Origin of the sequence: Lysinibacillus irui, from assembly GCF_028877475.1 — a bacterium.
In the GTDB taxonomy this organism is placed as follows: domain Bacteria; phylum Bacillota; class Bacilli; order Bacillales_A; family Planococcaceae; genus Lysinibacillus; species Lysinibacillus irui.
Window position 1 is genome coordinate 3,181,196 of the sequence record NZ_CP113527.1, and the last position, 22,529, is coordinate 3,203,724.

The following is a 22,529-nucleotide window of genomic DNA, read 5'->3' on the forward strand; positions in this document are numbered from 1 at the left end:
CCTAAAAGCTTTCGCGCACTCATCTTATCATAATTTGTTTCATCAAAAAAGTACTCGTCGGCTTATGTATGATGCTGAAAACGGCAAAAATCAGCCTAGCCAGTTGCTAAGCTGATTTTTTATTTTAATGTCATACGTTTTATGTCAAGAGTACCTTGCCCTAGCCAATTCTCAGCAATCGAACGGAAAATTGGAACAGAACCGGTTGCAAAAAATTTATGAGCAGGCACCGTATTTGCGTTTGCTAAAGTGCCGTTATACGCTAACATTTCTTGAACATCCTTTGCTGTTTCTTCCGCAGAAGAGAGTACATTAACATCTTCTCCGACAACAGCTTCAATTTGTTTTTGTAGGATAGGATAATGTGTACATCCTAAAATAACCGTATCGAATTGTTGATTTTTCAACGGCTTTAAGCCTTCCGCTATCAGTTGATTAGCAAAGTCACCTTTGTATTCGCCACTTTCTACAAGTGGTACGAATGTTGGACAAGCTAGTGGAATAATATGAGTTGACGTATTAAGTGACAATAAGGCTTCTTCATACGCCCCACTTTTTATTGTTCCTTCTGTTGCAAGCACAACGACTTCATGTCGCTTCGTTTTCTTTACAGCTGCACGTGCGCCAGCATTTATAACACCTAGTACCGGAAAAGGCATATTTCTTTGTAAACTTTCGAGTGCTACTGCAGTCGCTGTATTACAAGCAATAACAAGCATCTTAATATTCATTTTTTCAAGTGCTTTTGCCATTTGCCATGTAAAATTCCGTACTTCCTGACGACTTCTTGGACCATACGGACATCTTGCTGTATCGCCAATATAATAGATCGTTTCATTTGGCAATCGCTTCATAATTTCTTTTGCTACGGTTAAACCGCCTACTCCTGAGTCAATAACGCCTATCGGGGCATTCATACTTTCCGCCTCAATCCTGTTTCATGTGTACATGTAGTTTTTCTAAATAGCTTGATAATTGCGCGACTTCTTGTTCATTAAAACCAACAAGCATCTCTTGCAAATATTGCTGTCTTTTTTCAATAACTTCTTGAATAATACGTTCGCCTTTTTCGAGAAGATGAACGACAACGACACGGCGATCATTTTCATCACGCACACGCTTGACTAATTCATTTTTCTCCATACGGTCCACTAAATCGGTTGTCGTACTAAAAGCTAAATATAAACGGTTTGATAATTCGCCAATTGTAATATCACCAAGCTCTTCTAACCACTGTAATGCAACAAATTGTGGCGGCGTGATCGCATAATCGGAAACAATCTCTCTTCCCTTTTGCTTCACGATGGCCGCTATATAGCGTAATTCCTTTTCAACCGTTGCAACGGTTTCAGGTGAGTGCTTTGTTACTTCATCCGACATATAACTATTTCACTCCTAAAAATACGTTGAATAGTTCTATTTTGTCGTTTTTTTCACGAAATAGCAAGTGTCCATTAGTCTAATTTAAATTCTTCCAAGCGTAACAGCTCAATTAACGCCTGAGATCGATTCGTTACACCTAGCTTTTGAATTGTATTGGAAATGTGATTCCGCACTGTTTTTTCACTAATACCAAGCTGCTCTGCAATATCTCTCGTTGTTTTTTCAGCTAATAAAAGCGCAAATATTTCACGTTCTCGGTTTGTTAAAAGAGAACGATGATGAGAGCCATTCATTCAGTTACACCCTCCTCCCCCGCACGTATTGTAACTTATGTTAAGGGGCTTGAAGCGGTGACGGCTATTTGCATGATTATTACATGTTTTCTTTAAAAATTTCGGAAATTGCTTCGACACATACGTTCGTTTTCTGTTTATTGGGTCCATATCTCACCACAATTAAGCGTCGAGATGATTGCCAATGTAGTTTGGTTAGCGGTTTACTCGCAAACAGCTATCACGAAATTGAACAAGATGACTACACTCCTCACTATTTACACTTTTTACTGAGAAATAATTGCTAGACTAATTAAATGAGCTCTCTCCTCCTCTGAAATCGGCACACTCTTGCCTGTTCGAGGATCCATTTGCACAATTGTTCCGCGACCTGTAAAGCATATTTCATTCTTCTGATTTTTTGCTAGATAATGAATGTCCATTGAAGAATTCCCGACATTCGCTATCTTTGTGTAAATTCGTAGAACATCATCAAAGAAAACTTGTTTTACATAATCACATTGTAAATCAGCTACTATCGGTATAGCTTTTACACCTTCATCCACTGCTGAAGGCATTAAAATACCTAAATGACGAAAATAATCAATTCTTGCTTGCTCAAAATATGTAAAGCTAACGGTATTGTTCATATGCCCGTACATATCCGTTTCCGAAAAACGTACATGTACCTCACTATAAAAGGAAAAATCCTTTTGCCACTCTTGTAAATTTTCAATATATTTTGCCTTCATGTTACACATCCCCTTTTCATTGTTTGCCACTCCTATTTTAAGTCGAGTAATGCATTTGCACTTTTATTAATCATGGCAAATAGTAAATGAATCAATATTCATTATAAAAGAAATTGCTTTATTAGCATAGAAAAATTCACTATTTACCTATTTTTATTGCAAATATTGCTACCCATTACTTCATTAGATTGGTTTCTATAAATATAAAAAACTCCCTCACACAAAAGTGTAAGGGAGTTTGAAAGCCCGCTTATCCGATATTAGTCTACGTAGTGATCAGAACCGAAGAAGTTACGGAACATTTGCACTGTAGTTGCACGGTTAAGTGAAGCGATAGATGTTGTTAAAGGAATACCTTTTGGACATGCAGCAACACAGTTTTGAGAGTTACCACAGTTTGCAAGGCCGCCATCACCCATAATAGCATTTAAACGTTCATCTTTAATCATTGCACCTGTTGGGTGAGTATTGAAAAGACGTACTTGTGATAATGGAGCTGGTCCGATGAATGAAGCTTTTTCAGACACGTTTGGACATGCTTCCATACATACACCACAAGTCATACATTTAGATAATTCATAAGCCCATTGACGTTTACCTTCTGGCATACGTGGACCTTCACCTAAATCATAAGTACCATCGATTGGTACCCATGCTTTAACTTTTTTAAGTGCATTGAACATACGTTCACGGTCAACTTGTAAGTCACGAATAACAGGGAATGTTTTCATTGGCTCAAGTTTAATTGGCTCTGTCAATTGGTCAACAAGCGTTGAACATGATTGACGTGGACGTCCATTAATTACCATTGAACATGCACCACAAACTTCTTCTAAACAGTTCATATCCCAAGTTACTGGCGTTGTGCTTTCACCATTTTCAGTAACAGGGTTTTTTTGAATTTCCATTAAAATTGAAATTACGTTCATACCATGACGGTAAGGTACTTGGAATTTTTGCCAGTAGCTATTGCCGCCTTGTGTATCTTGACGTAAGATTTCCACTTTAACCATTCTTCCAGTATTAGCTGCGATTTGCATAACTTTTAGTCTCCTTTCGCAGAGTAGTCACGTTTACGTGGTGGGATTAAAGAAACGTCGACTTCTTGGTACGTGATAATTGGGTTACCAGTAGTTGGGTCAAACTTCGCCATTGTTGTCTTTAAGAAGTTCTCATCATCACGGTTAGGGAAATCAGGTTTATAGTGTGCTCCACGTGATTCATTACGTAATAATGCACCTTTTGTCATTACTTTCGCAAGAACTATCATATTCTTAAGTTGACGTGTGAAGTGTGCACCTTGGTTACTCCATTTTTGCGTATCGTTAATGTTGATATTATTCCAACGCTCAGTTAGCTCATCAAGTTTTTTCAGTGTTTCTTCAAGCTGATCATTGTAACGTACTACAGTCATTGTAGCAGTCATCATTTCACCAAGCTCTTTGTGAAGTAAGTAAGCGTTTTCTGTGCCATCCATTTTCATGATAGCTTCCCATTTAGCTTGTTCTTCTTTTACGCGAGCATCATAAAGGTCTTGTGGAAGATCTTCAGCATGCTTTTTAAGATGTTTTACATAATCTACTGCGTTTGGTCCTGCAACCATACCACCGTAGATAGCAGATAGTAATGAGTTTGCGCCAAGACGGTTTGCACCGTGTTGTGAGTAATCACATTCACCTGCTGCAAATAGACCAGGAATTTCAGTCATTTGGTTATAGTCAACCCATAATCCACCCATTGAATAGTGAACAGCTGGGAAGATTTTCATTGGTAATTTACGTGGGTCATCCCCTACGAATTTTTCGTAGATTTCGATGATACCACCAAGTTTAACGTCCAATTCATGTGGATCTTTATGAGAAAGATCTAGATATACCATGTTTTCGCCGTTGATACCAAGTTTTTGGTTTACACAAACGTCGAAAATTTCACGTGTTGCAATATCACGTGGTACTAAGTTACCATAAGCTGGGTATTTTTCTTCTAAGAAGTACCAAGGTTTACCGTCTTTATAAGTCCAAATACGACCACCTTCACCACGAGCAGATTCTGACATTAGACGGTTTTTGTCATCTCCAGGAATCGCTGTTGGGTGAATTTGAATGAACTCACCATTCGCATAAGAAGCACCTTGTTGGTATACGATAGAAGCAGCAGAACCTGTATTAATAACAGAGTTTGTTGTTTTACCGAAGATAATACCAGGGCCACCAGTCGCCATAATAACAGCGTCTGCACGGAATGATTTAATTTCTTCTGTGCGCATATCTTGCGCTACGATACCACGGCAAACGCCGTCTTCGTCGATAATAACACCAAGGAATTCCCAGTGCTCATATTTATTTACTAAACCAGCTACTTCGTGTGAACGAACTTGCTCGTCAAGTGCGTATAGTAATTGTTGTCCAGTTGTAGCACCAGAGAAAGCTGTACGGTGGTGTAGTGTACCACCAAAACGACGGAAGTCTAAAAGTCCTTCTGGTGTACGGTTGAACATAACACCCATACGGTCCATTAAGTGAATAATGCCAGGTGCTGCATCACACATACCTTTAACTGGTGGTTGGTTCGCTAAGAAGTCCCCACCATATACTGTATCATCAAAGTGGATCCATGGAGAATCCCCTTCACCTTTTGTATTTACCGCACCATTAATTCCGCCTTGCGCACAAACAGAGTGTGAGCGTTTTACAGGAACTAATGAGAATAAATCAACTTCAGTACCAACTTCAGCTGCTTTAATCGTTGCCATCAGACCGGCAAGACCACCGCCGACAACAATTATTTTGCTTTTCGCCATGATTATTTCTCACTCCTCTTAAAAAATTGCAATGATTGCATGTGTCTATCCTAGCTTCTATGGAATTAAACGAAAGCTAAAATAGCAGCCACACCAACTACACTTAGAATTACGAAAATAATGTTTGTTACGTAAGTAGCAATCTTTTGAGACTGAGGAGATTGTGTAATACCCCAGCTTACTAGGAATGCCCATAAACCGTTAGATAAGTGGAAAGTTGCTGATAAAATACCAACAATGTAGAATCCAAGCATGAATGGATTATTCACGATATTTGCCATCATGTCGTAATCAACGTGTGTGCCAAGTGCTTTTTGAATACGAGTTTGGAAAATATGCCATGCAATGAAAATCACTAGGAATACACCAGTGAAACGTTGTAAAGAGAACATCCAGTTACGGTACGTGCTGAAACGTCCTGTGTTTGGTGTAGCAGTGAATGCAATGTAAACACCATAGAATGCGTGGAACATTAATGGAATATAGATGACAATCCATTCAACTAGGATAAGGAATGGAATCTTTTCCATTACTGCGGTAGCATCGTTGTAACTTTCTGCCCCGCCTGTTGCTGTAAAGTTAATGAACAGGTGCATCGTTAAAAACAGACCTACTGGAATGATCCCAAGTAGAGAATGTAAGCGACGCCATAAAAACTCTCGATCTTTCGACAAGACTGTTACCCCCCTTAGTACTTAAAATAGCACAACAAAAGAAGTCATCATTTTGTAAATGATACTTCATTGACTGTGTATTTCATCATGGTACAATATTATGACATGTTTATTGTACTCTCAAGAGCTACGAGCGTCAAGGCAACTCGGAGTTTTTCATAGAGCTTATTAAAGAACTAATATAGTACATGATGCGTCGTTTTTTCTCGAAAAATCTATCATTACTTTATTACCGCCAAATTTTAAGAATATTCTAAGAAAGAAGGATAACAATGTTAAACACTCCATCTCCTACAATCTCATCATTTGGTTATGAGATCATTCGCGATCATATTCTATCTTCTATACTTGGTAAACATGAAGATGATGTCCTTTATTGGGCAGGTAAAGAGCTTGCACGTAAGTTTCCATGTAAAAGTCAAGACGAACTTATCGCATTTTTCGCAGATGCCTGTTGGGGTACATTAGCGTTATTAAAAGAATCAAAGGATGGTCGCATTTTCGAATTGACTAATGACCCAGAAATATTACAAATCAAACAACGTAGCTTTAGACTTGAGGCGGGATTTATAGCTGAACAAATTCAATTAGCTAAAGGCTATCTTACAGAATGCTATGAAGAAAAACGAGAAAAGCAACACCATGTCATGTTTACAGTCAAATGGGATGTTAAGGAACGTATTATGAATACCATCCCTACAGAGTAATGAAAAGGATTGCCTCCCTTATATGGGATGACAATCCTTTTTTCTTCCTATCATTTCGAACAATTACATAAAATGCTGTTTCTTCTATTATTATATATAAAGTGCTTGCTCTAAATTAAATTCATCATGTAATGCATTTGCTGCACGGATCATATCATCCTGTGGTACGACAACTGATACTTTTATTTCAGATGTGCTAACCATTTTTACGGGAATGTTTTCATGGCGTAATCGATCAAACATACGGGCAGCAACACCAGGATTAGACGCCATACCTGAACCAATAATGGAAACTTTCGCTAACCCTATTTCGAAGTCAGCAAAGCTAAAGCCAAGTGATACTTTGCTATCTTCTAGAACCCGCAATGCTTCCGCAAATTCCTCTTTTAAAATGGAAAAAGATACAGTCGGCTTTAATCCATCAATAATCGCTTGAACAATAATATCTACATTGATCCGATTTTCTGCTAGGGTGGTAAACATATCGGCTAATGAACCTTCGCTATAGGCATCATACCCAACTGTTAACCGAATAATATCTGCTTCAAAAGCTACACCGCGAACTACTAAATTTTTCTCCATTTCCACTTCCTCCTTCAATAAAGTACCTACCGACTCTACTGAACTAGAGCGGATGATAACTGGTAATTGAAACTTCTTCGCTAACTCTACTGCCCGTGGATGTATAACATGTGAACCTAAATTGGATAGTTCCAACATTTCATCGTAAGAAATTTCCTGTAGCTTTTGGGCATTTGTAACATAGCGTGGATCGGCTGTATAAACACCATCCACATTGCTATATATATCAACTCTCTCTGCCTCTAAACCTATGGCAAGAGCTACAGCTGTTGTTTCCGCTCCACCCTTTCCAAGAGTTGTTATATTATAATCGTCGTCAACACCCTGTTCTCCAGCAATGACTACAATTTGGCCTTGTTCAAAATGTTCTTCAATACGATGGACATCTAAATTGTCTATACGTGCATGTCGATACATACGATCCGTATGAATACCTGCCTGCCATCCAGTTAATGACACTGCCTTATAGCCTGCTTCTTGTAATGCAATAGCAAATAAAGAGCTAGATAATTGAGTACATGTGGACATCACTGCAGCTAATTCTCGCTTTGACACATCGTCAGTGAAACGCTTCACCATCATCTTTACGTCTTTTGCAGTTTGTCCCATTGCCGCTACTACCACTACTACATCAAACCCTTTATCCTTCTCAGCAATAGCTTTTCGAGCCATTTCTTGGATGTGGCCCGTTGATGCTAATGTAGCTCCTCCAAACTTCATCACAATTCTAGCCATTTTTTTGTTCCCCTTTCCAGTCTGCGTATTTCACTTAACTTCGAAGTGTAAAAACAGTCTCTAGAAAACTAAAAAAGCAACTTCCACATAACGTGAAAGCTGCTTATAACATGTACAATAATCGTAACTTGCGCATGTGTGATAGCTCTCCGAAACGTTTAGAATCGACAGTCTTACATTTCTTAAATGCAAAACCAGTACAACAAAGGAAACAACAATGCTGTACTTCGGCAAGCTCCCCTTTCACACAATGTCTCTGGACTTGTTCATCCTCCATTGTGCTATTCTTGAATCTTGCACCTCTATCATCACCTTAAAAGTGAAGTATTAAATTTATTAGCCCTGGCGTCCACTAACTAGCCATCCAAAGGGCTGTTTAACATTGAACAACAATGTTATTTACAACCTTAGCACATGTCTATTCCTTTGACAACGATTCTTGCTGAAAATAGGAGTAAATTTGGCTTGCTAACTTAGCAGGCATACCAGCCTCCTGTAAAGCTAGTTCGCTCGCCTCTCGAATTTTTTTGACTGACCCAAAATGTTTAAGCAACTGTTGCTTACGTTTAGGTCCTATCCCTTCGATTTGATCAAGGACAGATTGAATAGCATGCTTCTCATGCTGTTGACGCAAGAACGTAATAGCAAAGCGATGGACTTCATCTTGAATTCGTTGTAACAAATAAAAACCATCACTTGTACGCTTTAAGGCGATCACTTCTGGCGGATCACCAAACAATAGCTGCGATGTATTATGCTTGTCATCCTTTGCTAAACCCGCAATTGGTATAACAAGCCCTAGTTCATCTTCTAATACTTCACGAGCTACTTCCATTTGCCCTTTTCCTCCATCAATGAGGACTAAATCTGGTAATGGTAAACCCTCTTTTAAAACCCTCGTATAACGACGACGGATGACCTCCTGCATAGCGCCATAATCATCATGCTTGGCTGCTGAACGCGTTTTGTATTTACGATATTCCTTTCTTGCAGGCTTTCCATCAATGAAAACAACCATAGCAGAGACGGCATCCGTGCCATGCATATGACTATTATCAAAAGCTTCGATTCGTAATGGCGTCGTTATACCCATTGCCTCACCAAGAGCCTCACAAGCACCAATTGTACGTTCTTCTTGTCGTTCAATCAGCTGGAATTTAGCTGCCACAGCTATTTCAGCATTTTTGGTCGCTAAATCTACCAATTCCTTTTTCTGTCCTCGTTTTGGTGTGAGTACTTTGATATCTAATAATTCCGTTAAAATGGCTGCATCAATGGCTTGTGGAATAAAAACTTCTTTTGGCTTAATATGCTCAGGTTTCTCATAGAAACGCCCAACAAATGTTAAAAATTCTTCTTCAGCATCTTGATAGATCGGGAAAATGGAGACATCACGTTCTATTAATTTACCTTGTCGGACAAAAAATACTTGTACACACATCCATCCTTTTTCAACAGCATAGCCAAATACATCGCGGTTTGTTGTATCACTTGATACAATTTTTTGTTTTTGCATAACTGTATCAATGTGTGCAATTTGGTCTCGGAACTCCTTCGCACGTTCAAATTCCAAATTTTCAGCAGCTGCAAGCATTTTAGCTTCCAGCTCCTTTTTAACTGCCTCAACACCACCATTTAAAAACTTTGTCATATCCTCAATCATTTCTTGATAAGTTTGACCATCAATTTCCTTTACACAGGGAGCCAAGCATTGACCCATATGATAGTACAAACAAACTTTTGAAGGTAATTGTACACATTTGCGTAGCGGATATAATCGATCTAATAGCTTTTTCGTTTCACTTGCCGCATATGCATTAGGATAGGGACCAAAATATTTAGCCTTATCCTTTTTAACCTTTCGTGTTGTAATAAGACGCGGATGTTTTTCGTTGGTAATTTTTAAATATGGATATGTCTTATCATCCGTTAGCATGACATTGTATTTTGGATCATGTAATTTAATGAGATTCAGCTCTAAAATAAGTGCTTCAATATTGGATGATGTCACGATATACTCAAAATCTTCTATTTCACTTACAAGTCTTTGCGTTTTCCCCTCATGTGTACCTGTAAAGTAAGAACGCACACGATTTTTCAGTACTTTCGCTTTACCGACATAAATAATTGTCCCCTGTCGATCTTTCATCAAATAGCAGCCAGGCTGATCGGGTAAAATATCCAGTTTACGCTTAATTAAATCGTTCATTACCTACCTGCCCCCCTAAGTAGAATTTCCTCTCCATATTATATAACGAAAAAAAGCCGAACACATCAATTGATGGCTCGGCTTTTATAAACTTCATTTATTACGCATGTTTTGCGATAAATGCTTCTAAAGCTTCTTTAGGTTGGAAGCCTACAGTTTTGTCAACTAATTCTCCATCTTTAAATAATAGTAAAGATGGGATAGACATAATTTGATACTCAGCTGCAGTACCTTGGTTATTGTCTACGTCAACTTTTACAATTTTAGCTGCACTACCAGCAGCGTCCATTTCTTCAAGAACTGGCCCAATCATTTTACAAGGTCCACACCAAGCAGCCCAAAAGTCTACTAGTACTAACCCTTCTTTAATATCGTTTTGGAACGTAGCATCCGTTGCATGTACAATTGCCATTTGAAATCCTCCTTAAGCTTACTATGATTGTAGTATAGCATGGATAAATTCACTTGAGCGAACAATCTGCCTACAATGTATTTTTTATGAAAAACGATGTCGAAAAACGTAAGATTGACTATTCATTTTCTTGATAACGGCCTTTCAATACATAGGATAATGTAATAAAGAGATAAATGCCTAACGTAATGCCTGTGATGATAATGGAAGTTGTGAAAATAATCCCAATTAAAATGGCACTTAACGCAATTATAGCGATCCATGTTGTATAAGGGAACCATTTCACTTCATAGGCACTTGTATTTTCCGCTTGTTTTTTTCGTGATTTCAAATGGGCAATCGCAATAATTAACCAAATGAATAACACCGTATAACCAAGAGATCCCATTAAGAAATCAAAGGTCTTGCTCCCAGCATATAGAGATAAGATTACACCTAAATACATGGCCACTGTACACATTAAAATAGCATATACTGGCACTTTACGTTTAGATAAATAGCCAAAGATTTTAGGTACACGCCCGTCTACAGCTTGGGTATACAGCACACGAGATGAACCATAGAGTCCTGAATTCATGGAGGAAATAATGGCAAGTAAAACGACAGCGTTCATAATATGATCTGCACCAGGAATGCCGATCATTTTAAATACCATTACAAATGGACTTTCAGGTACCCCGTTTACATTATTCCAAGGTATTAAGCTGACAATAATAAAGAAAGGTAGCAGATAGAACGTAACAATACGTACTAGTGTACTGCGAACAGCTTTTGGTACAACTTTTTCTGGATTCTTCGTTTCTGCTAATGTAATCCCAATGATTTCGGTTCCCCCATAAGAATAAATAACCACCAACATGGCAGCAATTAAACCCATTGAACCATTAGGGAAAAACCCTCCGTGCTCCGTTAAATTAGAAAAACCTACAGCTGTATGATGTCCAAACGAAACTAGTAATAAGATAAGTCCCGCTATAATGAACACAATAATAACCGTTATTTTAATTAAGGCTAGCCAGTATTCGGTTTCAGCAAATATTTTTACGGACAATAAATTAATGGCTGTCACTAAAACTGAAACTGACAAGGCAAGTATCCAGATGGGGTATTCTGGCAACCAATATTGAATAAAAATTGCCGCAACGACAGACTCCGCTGCGATATTTAAAACCCACATTTTCCAATAGATCCAATCGAGGAAATAAGCTGGGTATTTTCCTAACACCGATTGAACTAAATCTCTAAACGTTCTGGCTTCTTTATTTCGAACGGCCATTTCTGCGAGGCCTTGCATAACAAATAATAAAATGATGCCCCCTAATAAATACGCAATGAGCACTGACGGCCCTGCCATATCGATAGCAGCACTACTACCTTTGAATAACCCTGCCCCAATTGCCCCACCTAGAGCCATCATTGTGATGTGACGTGAGGTCATTGTTCTTGTTAATTGTTGACTGTTTTTTTCCACTTTCTTACCTCCTAAAAATCAAAAAAGCATATCGTCTCTTCTTTCATAAAAGAAGAGACGATATGCCATTTAGCAAACCGCGGTACCACTCTAATTGGTTCTTTATAGAACCCAGCTTAAAACCTTGTAACGAAGGTTAATCGTCAAACAAATAGAATAATCAGATAATTCTATCTATCTTACCACTCCTAGGCAAGTTCAAAGCCTTATTGGACTGCGTTGCACCATCCCGCAGCTCTCTTCACCGAATAATGAGCTTTTACTACTCCTAATCTTTGCGTTTCAAATCATTAATGTATCAACCACTATAATAGCTATCGTTAATTATGTCAATATTTTATTTTGCAATAATTTTCAAACACTAATTATTTCTTTCGCCCATTATAAAAAGCAGGAAGGATCTTCCCTCCCTGCTTAACACTTTATGCGTTCACTTTTAATGCTTTAAATTCTTCAATTAAAAGCGGAATAACTTCAAACAAATCACCAACGATACCGTAATCCGCTACTTTGAAAATATTTGCTTCTGGATCTTTATTGATGGCAACAATTACTTTAGAATTTGACATTCCTGCTAAATGTTGAATGGCACCAGAAATACCCGCCGCAATATAAAGGTCAGGTGTAACTACCTTCCCTGTTTGACCGATTTGAAGTGAATAGTCACAGTACTCAGCGTCACATGCACCACGTGATGCTCCAACTGCACCGCCTAGTAAATCTGCTAGCTCTTTTAATGGCTCGAAACCTTCTTCAGACTTCACACCACGACCACCTGCAACAACAACTTTCGCTTCTGAAAGATCTACACCTTCTGAAGATTTACGAACTACTTCTTTGATTATTGTGCGTAGGTTTGTAATATCTACAGTGATAGCAGAAACATCGCCTGTTTTTCCTTCGACTTTTTCTAATGGTGTAATATTATTTGGACGAATGGAAGCTAAAACAACGCCCTCTTTAACTTTCACTTTTTCAAAAGCCTTACCAGAGTAAATTGGTCGGATGAATAGAACATCATCACCGGCACCCTCAATAGAAGTGACATCGGATACTAGACCTGCTTGTAATTTACTAGCGATTTTTGGAGATAAATCTTTACCATTTGCTGTATGCCCGAAGACAATGCCAGCTGGTTTTTCTTGCTCAATAACAGCTAATAATGCCTGACTATAACCATCAGATGTATATTGCTTTAAATGTGGGTGTTCCACTGTTACCACACGGTCAGCACCATATTCAAATAATGGACCTGTTAAACCTGCTACAGCATCCCCTAAAAGTACTCCAACAACCTCGCCACCATCTGCGATTTGTTTTGCAGCTGCAATTGCTTCAAAAGAAACATTACGTAAGCTTCCTTCACGAACTTCACTTAACACTAATACTTTTTTTGACATAGAATATTCCCTCCGTTACCCTTTAAGATTCGATTAACATCATCAAATAATTAAACAACTTTTGCTTCTGTGTGAAGTAGATTTACTAGTTCTTTTACTTGTGCAGAAAGGTCACCTTCAAGAACGCGGCCAGCTGCCTTTTGAGCTGGTAAGAAGATGTCTACTGTTTCAATCTTCACTTCTACATCATCTTCATCGATATCTAAATCATCTAACTCAAGTTCTGCAAGCGGTTTCTTTTTCGCTTTCATAATACCTGGTAATGATGGATAACGTGGCTCATTTAAACCTTGCTGAGCTGTTACTAATAATGGTAAAGAAGTTTCAATGACTTCTGAATCTCCTTCGATATCACGAACAATTTTCGCAGATGTTCCGTCAATTTCTAGTTTTGTAATCGTCGTTACATAATTAATATCCAGTAAATCTGCAACGCGTGGACCAACTTGACCAGAACCACCATCAATTGCAACATTTCCAGTTAAAATTAAATCCGCATCTTTATCTTTTAAGTATTCAGCTAAGAGATAAGCAGCAGCATTTTGGTCTAATTCATCTAAATCATCTTCGGTATTAATTAATACGGCTTCGTCAGCTCCCATAGCAAGCGCTGTACGTAATTGCTTCTCTGCATCCTCGCCACCAATTGTGACAACTGTTACTTTGCCACCAGCAGCATCACGCACTTGAATTGCCTCTTCAATGGCATATTCATCATAAGGGTTGATAATGAATTCCGCGCCATCCTCTTGGATTTTGCCACCCGACACAACGATTTTTTCTTCTGTATCAAACGTACGTTTAATTAATGCAAAAATATTCATATATCCATACCTCCTGGAACGTTTTTATAATTCTAAGTAAACTTATAAATATTATATATTTTCAGTTTCGATAACGCCGATAACATCTTTGTGCTATCGACATTTGGAAAATTATTTACCAGTAAACACAGGCTCACGCTTTTCAATGAATGCTTGAATTCCTTCTTTTGCATCCTCTGTCACGAATACTGTTCCAAAGGATTTCGCTTCTGCTTCAATGCCTTCATAGAACGATGCATGCTTTGCAAATTGCAATGTTTGAATAGCTGCCTTTAAAGCTATTGGGCTTTTCTTAGCAATATTCTTAGCAATCTTTAACGTTTCATCTAGTAGCGTTTCGTCTGAGAATGCACGGTTTGCTAAGCCCCATTGAACAGCTTCTGTACCTGAAATTGGCTCGCTTGTAAACATCATCTCCGCGGCCTTTGCTACCCCCACATAGCGTGGCAAGCGTTGGGTACCGCCAAATCCAGGAATTAGACCTAATTGTAATTCAGGTAAACCTAGCTTTGCAGATTCAGTGACGAATCGCATATGACAGCTCATTGCTAACTCAAGTCCGCCACCTAATGCTGCACCATGGATGGCCGCAATCACAGGCTTAGAGAATGATTCAACACGCTCAAATACTTGCTGTCCATTGCTAGCTAACTTCGTAAATTCTTCCCCAGATTCTACCCCAGTAAATTCTTTAATGTCTGCTCCCGCAGAGAAGAAACGGCCTTCACCATGAAGTACAAGGACTCTTACAGCATCATCGTGTTCTAAAGCATCTAGAACAGCGTTAACTTCTGCAATAATACCGCGAGATAAAGCGTTTGCTGGTGGACGTGCAATTGTAATCATTGCTACCCCATCTTCTACTTTCCAACTTAGAAATTCCATTTCTCCACATCCTTTTAAGCTTTAATGCCGTTCAGGATTAATGCCTGAACCTTTGGAACCTGTTCCATTAAATCATATCGATAGTCATTCATAACCCACGACGTAATAGTTTCATCAATTGTTCCAAAAACCATTTGTCGTGCCAAGCGTACATCCATCGTTTGATTGAACTCACCTGAAAGCATACCTTCGATTAAAATCTGATCGAGTAAGTGTAAATACTCACGTAGTACCGAATTAATTTTTAATCGTAAGTCTTTGTTTGATTGGCGTAGCTCTAATTGTGTGACGGTTGCTAGGTATCGATCTGTCGCTAGAACATTAAAATGATTTTCAATCATTCGTGAAAGTTTGTCTTTTGACGTACTTCCATTTTCTATTATATCTTGTAATGACTCTACAAAAACAGCCATTTTTTCATTAAAGACAGAAATTAATATATCTTCTTTATTTTTAAAATATAAATAGATTGTTCCATCGGCCACCCCTGCCTGTTTGGCGATTTTCGATACTTGCGCTTGGTGATACCCATTTTCCGCAATAACGATGACAGCTGCATCAATAATTTGCTTATATTTCGGCTTATCTCGTTTCACTTTTATATCACCACCTAAAAAACATGCGCACGTCTACATGATCCATATGACGTGTGAACCTAAAAAAATATGAAAATATGAATGGTCATTCATTCATATTTTCATATTATATTTTACAGCATTGCTTGTCAATACTTTCACACGTATTTATTTCGCTTCTTTATTCGCTAATTTTGTTTTTTCTTCTTCTACCAAAGTGCGACGCAAAATTTTCCCTACGGCTGTTTTTGGTAGCTCATCTCTAAATTCATAATAACGCGGAACCTTAAATGCCGCTAGATGTTGACGGCAATATTTATTTAATTCGTCCTCTGAAATCGAATATCCTTCTTTTAATACAATATAAGCTTTAACTGTTTCTCCTCGATATGGGTCAGGTATGCCAGCGACTACACATTCTTGAATTTCTTCGCGTTCGTACAACACTTCTTCCACTTCACGCGGGTAAATATTAAAGCCACCTGCTATAATCATATCTTTTTTACGGTCTACTACATAGAAAAAGCCCTGTTCATCCATATATCCAAGATCACCTGTTAAAAACCAGCCATCTACAAATGTTGCTGCAGTATCCTCTGGGCGGTTCCAGTAACCCTTCATCACTTGTGGTCCTTTAACAGCGATTTCACCTACTTCACCAACTGGTAGCACCTCTGTATCGCCTGTACGTAAGATGACAGCGTCTGTATTTGGCCATGGTAAACCAATTGAACCAATTACTCGCTTCCCCCAAATTGGCGTAGCATGTGTTACAGGTGACGTTTCTGTTAAACCATAGCCCTCTACCAGTTTGCCACCAGTTACAGCTTCAAACTTCTCTTGCACCTCAATAGGCAATGAAGCAGAACCACTTAAGCATGCTTTAATAGACGATAAATCATAATTTGCAATGTCCGGATGATTGAGTAAACCAATGTATAAGGTTGGGGCACCAGGGAACAGCGTTGGTTTTTGTTTATCGATTGTTTTTAATGCTGTTTCTGCATCAAATTTTGGTAGGAGCACCATTTTATTTTGAGTAAATACCGATAACAGCATAACAGTCGTCATCCCATAGACGTGGAAGAATGGTAGAATGCCCATAATGGTTTCTTCCCCATGCACACATTTATACATCCATGCATCACACATTGTCGTATTGGCAATTAAATTTTTATGTGTTAGCATGACTCCTTTTGGAAAACCTGTTGTTCCACCTGTATATTGAAGCAGTGCTAGATCTTCTTCAAAATTAAATGAAATATTCTCAATCACCTTAATTGGTGCAGAGCGCATTATTTCTGAAAACAAGTGATTTTGTCCACTATGCTCAACCTTGACACTAAATCCATACTGCCTTTTTTGAATAAAAGGATAAACTAAATTTTTTGGAAACGGTAAATAATCTTTAATAGCTGTCACAATAACATTTTCGAGAGCCGTCTCCTTCATAATTTTCATCACGCGTGGATATAAAATATCCATGACTAAAATAACCTTTGCCCCAGAATCAGCCATTTGATATTGAAGCTCACGTTCAGTATAAAGTGGATTTGTTTGAACGACAACAGCACCTGCATACATGGCACCATAGTAAGCGATTACACTTTGTGGCGAATTAGGAAGCATAATAGCCACTCGATCACCTTTTTCCACACCAAGTGCTTGTAAATAGTTTGCAAATCTTAAAGCAGACTCATATAGCTCAGTGTACGTCAAATCCTTCCCCATAAAATGAATCGCAATTTTAGATGGATTCTTTTTATAGGCACGTGTCAAAAACTCTTGCACTGGAATTTCCTCAAACGTTAAAGACGATGGTACTTCTTCAGGATAATTTGCTAGCCATGGTTTTGCTGTCATACGTCCTCTCCCCTTTGTCCCAAACTTTGTCAATTCTTATATTTATTATAATGAAAAAGAAATACAGTTTCAAACAGAAAATAGAAAATAAATGCATTTTCGATTAATTATTATGCAATTTACAACATTAATATGACTGATATTTATTGGTGTTTGTACGGATACACCTTATGAATACTCATTCATTCTTCATTATTTCTGCTAAAAAGCTACTCGCATATTCCTATATTATAAAAATAATCTTTTTCAATGTTCCGTTAGATGATTGAGAGAAAATTAATAGTTTTTAGTAGAAATTTATGTAGATTCATTCACAAAAAAACGCACCCTCCTAAGAGAATGCGTTGTTCTTTATACAGTCATCATATAGTAGACGCCCACTGCCAAAAATGCGATACAGACAATGATTAGTACCTTCGCTAATTTTTCCATGTCATGACACTCCTATGCAATACTTGCCCCAATAACAAACGATAGACCGACAGAAATGGTAAAGGAAATAAAACCTACTGAGCGATTATCATTGGCAATCTCTTGATCAACATTAAAACGAGGTGTCATAAATTCAAATAAGAAATACGCTACAATCAATAGTGTAAAGCCAAAAAGACCCCAGCCAATCATTTCACTCAATGTGCTATGGCGTGCAATGGAAAAGCGAAAGATATTGCAAATGCCAAGTATTTTACCACCAGTTGCAAGTGCCACAGCGACATTACCCTTTTTAATTTCTTCCCAATTCTTATATTTCGTAACGACTTCGAACAATGCCATCGAGACGACTAAACATAATACTACAACACTAAAATATCCTGCCGTTTCGATAATTGGATATCGCCAAAAGCCAGAATTCAGCATTTTTCTCCGTCCCCTTTTTAGCTTATTTCAATTCTACAACTGTGACGCCTAAGCCCCCCTCGCCGGCTTCACCAAAACGGAAGGATTTCACGCGTTTATGCTTTTTCAAATAGCTTTGAATACCTTGACGTAAAGCTCCTGTACCAACTCCATGAATAATAGAGACTCGACCATAATTAGCAAGCAACGCATCATCAATATACTTTTCCGTTCTCAAAATCGCGTCCTCATAGCGTTCACCACGTAAATCCAATTCTAATTTAACATGGCTATTTCGATTTTTCACACCAGCTGTTCGTAAAACAGGCTCTTTTTCAGGTTTAATATACTCCAAATCACTATCCGAGATTTTCATTTTTAAAATCCCCATTTGGACAACCCATTCGGTATCCGACACTTTTTCTAACAATGTACCTCGTTGTCCATAGCTTAACACCTTTACCTCGTCCCCGACAACTAAGTTTTGTGCACGGGCTTTAACTTGTGCAGCCTTTTTCAGCACTTTATTGTTATCAAGCGGTGTTGCTTCCTCCAAGCGTTTGCGGGCTTCAATCAATTCATGTTCCTTGACAACTTGGTCAGCATTTTTGCGCATTTCTCTCAGCTCAGCAATAATTGATTCTGCTTCTTTTTTCGCTTCATCAACAATTTTACGAGCTTTTTCCTTCGCTTTCTTATCTAGCGCCTCTTTACGCTCCTCATAGGCTTGTAATTTATCTTGAAGCTCTTTACGTAAAGTTTCAGATTCTACCAGCAATGCATGGGAACGCTCTGCATCATCTTCTGATTGGCGACGTGTTTCTTCTAATGAGGCAATCATCGATTCAACCTCATGTCGATCTGTCCCTGTAAAGCTCTTAGCTTGATCTATTATTGATTCTGGAAGACCAAGGCGACTGGATATTTCAAATGCATTAGAACGTCCAGGTACACCAATAAGTAGTCGATAGGTTGGGCTTAATGTTTCAATATCAAACTCTACACTAGCATTGGCAACACCTGGTCGATTATAGCCATATGCTTTTAGCTCTGGATAGTGGGTTGTTGCCATCACACGAGCTCCTCGTCCATGCACTTCATCTAAAATAGAGATAGCTAATGCTGCACCTTCCTGGGGATCAGTACCTGCTCCTAGCTCATCAAAAAGAACAAGTGATTCATGATCAAATTTCTTTAAAATATCTACAATATTGACCATATGAGAAGAGAACGTGGAAAGTGATTGCTCAATCGATTGCTCATCACCTATATCAGCAAACAGTTGCTTAAATACTGCAAGCTCCGACCCATCCAATGCTGGCACTGGTAATCCAGCCTGCGCCATTAATGTGCATAAGCCCACCGTTTTTAACGTCACCGTTTTACCGCCCGTATTCGGACCTGTAATAACAATGGCTGTAATCTCTTTGCCAAATTCGATATCATTTGGTACAGCCACATCGATTGGTAAAAGTGGATGGCGTGCACGCACTAATCGAATATAGCCATCCTGATTCATTTTAGGCATTGTACATTTATTGGCTTGTCCATATTTACCTTTTGCTAAAATGACATCGATATCACCTAAAACTTTCACTAGGTTAAATAAATCTGATGCTACTTCTTGTACCATTGCACTTAATGCTAGTAATATTCGCTCAATCTCTACCTGTTCCTTCATTTTTAAACGATGTATTTCATTATTCGCTTGTACGACAGAGTCAGGCTCAATAAATAATGTTTGACCGGAAGAAGATTGATCATGCACAATACCACCATAATGATGACGATATTCTTGTTTCACCGGAATAACAAAGCGATCATTACGAATGGTAACAAGTGTATCAGAAAGCATTTTCGCTGCATTACTTCCACGGATTAAACTTTCCAGCTTTGAACGGACTTTTCCTTCTTCAGCACGTAAAGATTGACGAATGGAGCGCAATGTTTGACTAGCTGAATCTACAACAGCCCCATTGTCATCAATACAATTGTTGATTTCATGCTGCAATCCTGTTAAGACAGGCATGGCTTCCTTCTTAGCGATGAAATGTGGAATCTCAATCACTTCATCAGCCTCTATATCTTCAATAAAATTACGTAAAATTCGACTTGCTCGAATCGTACTGGATATTTCCATTAGTTCTATTGCTGCAAGCATGCCTCCTATTTGTGCACGTCTTGCAGATGGGCGAACATCAAAAATCCCTCCCATTGGTACATTGCCCTTAACTCGTAAAATAGATAAACCTTCATCCATTTCTTCTAGTAATTGTACTACTTTATCAAAATCAGTTTGCGGCACAAGCTCCTCAATCGCAGATTTACCAATTGAAGAAGTACAGTATGAAGCCACTTGCTGACGTACTTTATCGTATTCTAGTGTTTTCAATGCGCGTTCTGCAATCACTGAGAACACCTCCTCAGTCTATTTATTTCGTCGTATGAACGCTTCAAACTGGTCACGCGTCCATGTATTCACAATCATATCTTTTGGTAGCCATGCTCTATTGGCATAGCGAACACCAATATCCATAAAACGTAAATGCGCAATATCATGGGCATCTGTATTAATGGCTATAGGAACACCTGCTGCTAAAGCCATTTCTAAATGTTCTACACATAAATCCAGACGGTACGGATTTGCATTTAACTCTAAAATTTTACCATATTCTTTCGCCCAAGCAATTAACTGTTTCATATCAGGATTATAACCATCACGATCTGCAATAATTCGACCAGTTGGGTGGGCAATCATATGGACATACGGATTTTGCATCGCTGTCAATAAACGTGCCATGATTTTATCCTGAGATTGAGTAAAACTAGAATGAATAGAGGCAATAACAAAATCCAGCTCTTTTAACACTTCATCATCGAAATCAAGGGATCCATCTGGCAATATATCCATCTCTGTCCCCTTAAACAAGTGAAAATCAGGATGGCACTCATTAAATGCCTCAATTTCGATACGTTGCTTCTCTAAGCGCTCTGGTGTTAAACCATTTGCTACTCTTAGAAATTGAGAATGATCTGTAATGACGCTATATTGATAGCCCCGTGCTCGTAGTGCCTCTCCCATTTCTGCCACAGAGTATGCACCATCAGACCATGTCGTATGCATGTGCAAGTCTGCTTGAATATCCTCTAGTCGAACTAATTGAGGAATCGTGTTGGGTTGATCAAATTCACCTTTTCCTGTACGAAGGCTCGGTGGAATCCAAGGTAGATCAAAATGGGCAAAAAATGCCTCTTCATCTTGAAACGTCAAGATAGTACCATCTTGCTGTTCAACCCCATATTCACTAATTTTTTCACCACGTGCTTTTGCAAGTTGGCGCATTCGCACATTATGATCCTTTGAACCTGTAAAATGATGCAGGGCAGTGGCATATTCATGATCCTTTACTAACCGGAAATCAACACTCACTGGCTCATCTAAATCTAAAATTACTGAAATTTTAGTATCGCCCGCTGCTACGACTTCCTGAATGGCCAATCCATTTAATAAATTGTCACGTACAGCCTCAACCGCTTCTGTCACTACAATAAAATCAATATCTTTACTTGTTTCTAGTGCTCGACGGAAGCTTCCAGCAACTGAAAAACGTTCCACTTCCTTCATACTACCTAGAAGCGCCTCAATTTGTAAAACCACAGGCTCAAGCTGCCATATTGGTAAGCGTTCAGAACGATTAGCAAAGTTGGCAAGTTCCTTTAAAATTTTCTCCTCGGTTTTTACAGCAAAGCCCGCTAATTCACGAACTTTTCCTTCTTCACACGCCTTTTTTAAGCTCTCTGCTGAATCAATACCAAGTTCTTGATGTAGTTTCGCAATCTTTTTGCCCCCTAAGCCAGGCAATTTTAACAATGGCAGTAACCCTTTTGGGACAATTTCTTCTAACTCTTTTAATAAACTTGATTCACCTGTTGCCATCAAGTCCTCAATAACAGCAGCCGTCCCCTTACCAATACCTTTAAGTTTTGTTACATCGTCCATTTCACTTAACGAACGCTCGTCCCCTTCAAGTGCTGCAGCTGCTTTTCGAAAGGCAGATACCTTGAATGGATTCTCTCCTTGTAATTCCATATATAAAGCAATTTTTTCGAGTGTACGAATAATTGTTTTTTTATTCATTGGTAATTCC

General features: G+C 38.6%; 20 protein-coding genes, 1 riboswitch and 1 other annotated feature. Of the genes, 1 reads left to right on the forward strand and 19 read right to left on the reverse strand.

All coding sequences use genetic code 11. The features are described from left to right. Nucleotides 1-119: 119 nt before the first annotated feature. The 7 genes from racE to OU989_RS16080 form a co-directional block, all read right to left on the reverse strand. A complete protein-coding gene (gene racE / locus OU989_RS16050; protein ID WP_274794012.1) occupies nucleotides 120-917 on the reverse strand; it encodes a glutamate racemase in 798 nt (265 codons plus the stop codon). A 10-nt stretch (nucleotides 918-927) separates the two neighbouring features. Further along, nucleotides 928-1,380 (reverse strand): MarR family winged helix-turn-helix transcriptional regulator, encoded by a 453-nt coding sequence (locus OU989_RS16055; protein WP_016991542.1) that lies wholly within the window; start codon nucleotides 1,378-1,380, stop codon nucleotides 928-930. Between the two features lie 74 nt (nucleotides 1,381-1,454). Next, nucleotides 1,455-1,676 carry a helix-turn-helix domain-containing protein gene (locus OU989_RS16060; RefSeq protein WP_004226437.1) on the reverse strand — a complete coding sequence of 74 codons (222 nt, stop codon included), beginning with the start codon at nucleotides 1,674-1,676 and terminating at the stop codon, nucleotides 1,455-1,457. 266 nt (nucleotides 1,677-1,942) lie between these two features. After that, entirely contained in the window at nucleotides 1,943-2,407 is a 465-nt protein-coding gene (locus OU989_RS16065) for an acyl-CoA thioesterase (protein WP_274794013.1), read from the reverse strand. Between the two features lie 260 nt (nucleotides 2,408-2,667). Beyond that, nucleotides 2,668-3,447, reverse strand: a complete 780-nt coding sequence (gene sdhB / locus OU989_RS16070) for a succinate dehydrogenase iron-sulfur subunit (protein WP_016991544.1) — start codon at nucleotides 3,445-3,447, stop codon at nucleotides 2,668-2,670. A gap of 5 nt (nucleotides 3,448-3,452) precedes the next feature. Further along, nucleotides 3,453-5,207, reverse strand: coding sequence for a succinate dehydrogenase flavoprotein subunit (gene sdhA / locus OU989_RS16075; protein ID WP_274794014.1), 1,755 nt, complete (start codon nucleotides 5,205-5,207; stop codon nucleotides 3,453-3,455). A gap of 65 nt (nucleotides 5,208-5,272) precedes the next feature. Further along, the gene (locus OU989_RS16080; protein WP_274794015.1) at nucleotides 5,273-5,881 is read right to left on the reverse strand and encodes a succinate dehydrogenase cytochrome b558 subunit; all 609 of its coding nucleotides are present in this window, start codon (nucleotides 5,879-5,881) and stop codon (nucleotides 5,273-5,275) included. Nucleotides 5,882-6,153: 272 nt separating this feature from the next. Between OU989_RS16080 and OU989_RS16085 the strand changes: the two genes are divergently transcribed. After that, on the forward strand, nucleotides 6,154-6,588 hold the full coding sequence (locus OU989_RS16085; RefSeq protein ID WP_274794016.1) for a YslB family protein: 435 nt from the start codon (nucleotides 6,154-6,156) through the stop codon (nucleotides 6,586-6,588). A gap of 90 nt (nucleotides 6,589-6,678) precedes the next feature. Here the strand turns inward: OU989_RS16085 and OU989_RS16090 are convergent, their stop codons facing one another. From OU989_RS16090 to polX, 12 genes are all read right to left on the reverse strand, one after another. Further along, on the reverse strand, nucleotides 6,679-7,905 hold the full coding sequence (locus tag OU989_RS16090; protein ID WP_274794017.1) for an aspartate kinase: 1,227 nt from the start codon (nucleotides 7,903-7,905) through the stop codon (nucleotides 6,679-6,681). A gap of 134 nt (nucleotides 7,906-8,039) precedes the next feature. Continuing rightward, nucleotides 8,040-8,218, reverse strand: a riboswitch (Lysine riboswitch). 105 nt (nucleotides 8,219-8,323) lie between these two features. Continuing rightward, nucleotides 8,324-10,114 carry an excinuclease ABC subunit UvrC gene (gene uvrC, locus OU989_RS16095; RefSeq protein WP_274794018.1) on the reverse strand — a complete coding sequence of 597 codons (1,791 nt, stop codon included), beginning with the start codon at nucleotides 10,112-10,114 and terminating at the stop codon, nucleotides 8,324-8,326. A gap of 100 nt (nucleotides 10,115-10,214) precedes the next feature. Continuing rightward, complete coding sequence (trxA, locus tag OU989_RS16100) at nucleotides 10,215-10,526, reverse strand: thioredoxin (protein ID WP_274794019.1); 312 nt, start codon at nucleotides 10,524-10,526, stop codon at nucleotides 10,215-10,217. A 118-nt stretch (nucleotides 10,527-10,644) separates the two neighbouring features. After that, nucleotides 10,645-11,964: an amino acid permease gene (locus OU989_RS16105; RefSeq protein WP_396631780.1), complete on the reverse strand. Its 1,320-nt coding sequence runs from the start codon at nucleotides 11,962-11,964 to the stop codon at nucleotides 10,645-10,647. Nucleotides 11,965-12,047: 83 nt separating this feature from the next. Continuing rightward, nucleotides 12,048-12,282 (reverse strand) — a binding site (T-box leader). 137 nt (nucleotides 12,283-12,419) lie between these two features. Continuing rightward, nucleotides 12,420-13,397 (reverse strand): electron transfer flavoprotein subunit alpha/FixB family protein, encoded by a 978-nt coding sequence (locus OU989_RS16110; protein ID WP_274794021.1) that lies wholly within the window; start codon nucleotides 13,395-13,397, stop codon nucleotides 12,420-12,422. Nucleotides 13,398-13,447: 50 nt separating this feature from the next. Beyond that, on the reverse strand, nucleotides 13,448-14,221 hold the full coding sequence (locus tag OU989_RS16115; RefSeq protein WP_274794022.1) for an electron transfer flavoprotein subunit beta/FixA family protein: 774 nt from the start codon (nucleotides 14,219-14,221) through the stop codon (nucleotides 13,448-13,450). 111 nt (nucleotides 14,222-14,332) lie between these two features. Beyond that, on the reverse strand, nucleotides 14,333-15,106 hold the full coding sequence (locus OU989_RS16120) for an enoyl-CoA hydratase (protein ID WP_274794023.1): 774 nt from the start codon (nucleotides 15,104-15,106) through the stop codon (nucleotides 14,333-14,335). A gap of 14 nt (nucleotides 15,107-15,120) precedes the next feature. After that, on the reverse strand, nucleotides 15,121-15,702 hold the full coding sequence (locus tag OU989_RS16125; RefSeq protein WP_274794024.1) for a fatty acid metabolism transcriptional regulator FadR: 582 nt from the start codon (nucleotides 15,700-15,702) through the stop codon (nucleotides 15,121-15,123). A 147-nt stretch (nucleotides 15,703-15,849) separates the two neighbouring features. Next, the gene (locus OU989_RS16130; RefSeq protein ID WP_274794025.1) at nucleotides 15,850-17,544 is read right to left on the reverse strand and encodes an AMP-binding protein; all 1,695 of its coding nucleotides are present in this window, start codon (nucleotides 17,542-17,544) and stop codon (nucleotides 15,850-15,852) included. A gap of 444 nt (nucleotides 17,545-17,988) precedes the next feature. Next, entirely contained in the window at nucleotides 17,989-18,402 is a 414-nt protein-coding gene (locus OU989_RS16135) for a DUF350 domain-containing protein (protein ID WP_008179180.1), read from the reverse strand. 22 nt (nucleotides 18,403-18,424) lie between these two features. Further along, the gene (locus tag OU989_RS16140) at nucleotides 18,425-20,791 is read right to left on the reverse strand and encodes an endonuclease MutS2 (RefSeq protein ID WP_274794026.1); all 2,367 of its coding nucleotides are present in this window, start codon (nucleotides 20,789-20,791) and stop codon (nucleotides 18,425-18,427) included. 18 nt (nucleotides 20,792-20,809) lie between these two features. After that, the gene (polX, locus tag OU989_RS16145) at nucleotides 20,810-22,519 is read right to left on the reverse strand and encodes a DNA polymerase/3'-5' exonuclease PolX (protein ID WP_274794027.1); all 1,710 of its coding nucleotides are present in this window, start codon (nucleotides 22,517-22,519) and stop codon (nucleotides 20,810-20,812) included. Nucleotides 22,520-22,529 lie beyond the last annotated feature (10 nt).

What these genes read in the sequence shown, in the direction of transcription:
- OU989_RS16085 (WP_274794016.1), top strand. Translation starts at nt 6,154, where the DNA reads ATGTTAAACACTCCATCTCCTACAATCTCATCATTTGGTTATGAGATC.
- OU989_RS16110 (WP_274794021.1), bottom strand. Translation starts at nt 13,397, where the DNA reads ATGTCAAAAAAAGTATTAGTGTTAAGTGAAGTTCGTGAAGGAAGCTTA.
- OU989_RS16065 (WP_274794013.1), bottom strand. Translation starts at nt 2,407, where the DNA reads ATGAAGGCAAAATATATTGAAAATTTACAAGAGTGGCAAAAGGATTTT.
- polX (WP_274794027.1), bottom strand. Translation starts at nt 22,519, where the DNA reads ATGAATAAAAAAACAATTATTCGTACACTCGAAAAAATTGCTTTATAT.
- OU989_RS16105 (WP_396631780.1), bottom strand. Translation starts at nt 11,964, where the DNA reads ATGACCTCACGTCACATCACAATGATGGCTCTAGGTGGGGCAATTGGG.
- OU989_RS16090 (WP_274794017.1), bottom strand. Translation starts at nt 7,905, where the DNA reads ATGGCTAGAATTGTGATGAAGTTTGGAGGAGCTACATTAGCATCAACG.
- OU989_RS16120 (WP_274794023.1), bottom strand. Translation starts at nt 15,106, where the DNA reads ATGGAATTTCTAAGTTGGAAAGTAGAAGATGGGGTAGCAATGATTACA.
- sdhA (WP_274794014.1), bottom strand. Translation starts at nt 5,207, where the DNA reads ATGGCGAAAAGCAAAATAATTGTTGTCGGCGGTGGTCTTGCCGGTCTG.
- racE (WP_274794012.1), bottom strand. Translation starts at nt 917, where the DNA reads ATGAATGCCCCGATAGGCGTTATTGACTCAGGAGTAGGCGGTTTAACC.
- OU989_RS16060 (WP_004226437.1), bottom strand. Translation starts at nt 1,676, where the DNA reads ATGAATGGCTCTCATCATCGTTCTCTTTTAACAAACCGAGAACGTGAA.
- sdhB (WP_016991544.1), bottom strand. Translation starts at nt 3,447, where the DNA reads ATGCAAATCGCAGCTAATACTGGAAGAATGGTTAAAGTGGAAATCTTA.
- OU989_RS16135 (WP_008179180.1), bottom strand. Translation starts at nt 18,402, where the DNA reads ATGCTGAATTCTGGCTTTTGGCGATATCCAATTATCGAAACGGCAGGA.
- OU989_RS16055 (WP_016991542.1), bottom strand. Translation starts at nt 1,380, where the DNA reads ATGTCGGATGAAGTAACAAAGCACTCACCTGAAACCGTTGCAACGGTT.
- uvrC (WP_274794018.1), bottom strand. Translation starts at nt 10,114, where the DNA reads ATGAACGATTTAATTAAGCGTAAACTGGATATTTTACCCGATCAGCCT.
- trxA (WP_274794019.1), bottom strand. Translation starts at nt 10,526, where the DNA reads ATGGCAATTGTACATGCAACGGATGCTACGTTCCAAAACGATATTAAA.
- OU989_RS16130 (WP_274794025.1), bottom strand. Translation starts at nt 17,544, where the DNA reads ATGACAGCAAAACCATGGCTAGCAAATTATCCTGAAGAAGTACCATCG.
- OU989_RS16115 (WP_274794022.1), bottom strand. Translation starts at nt 14,221, where the DNA reads ATGAATATTTTTGCATTAATTAAACGTACGTTTGATACAGAAGAAAAA.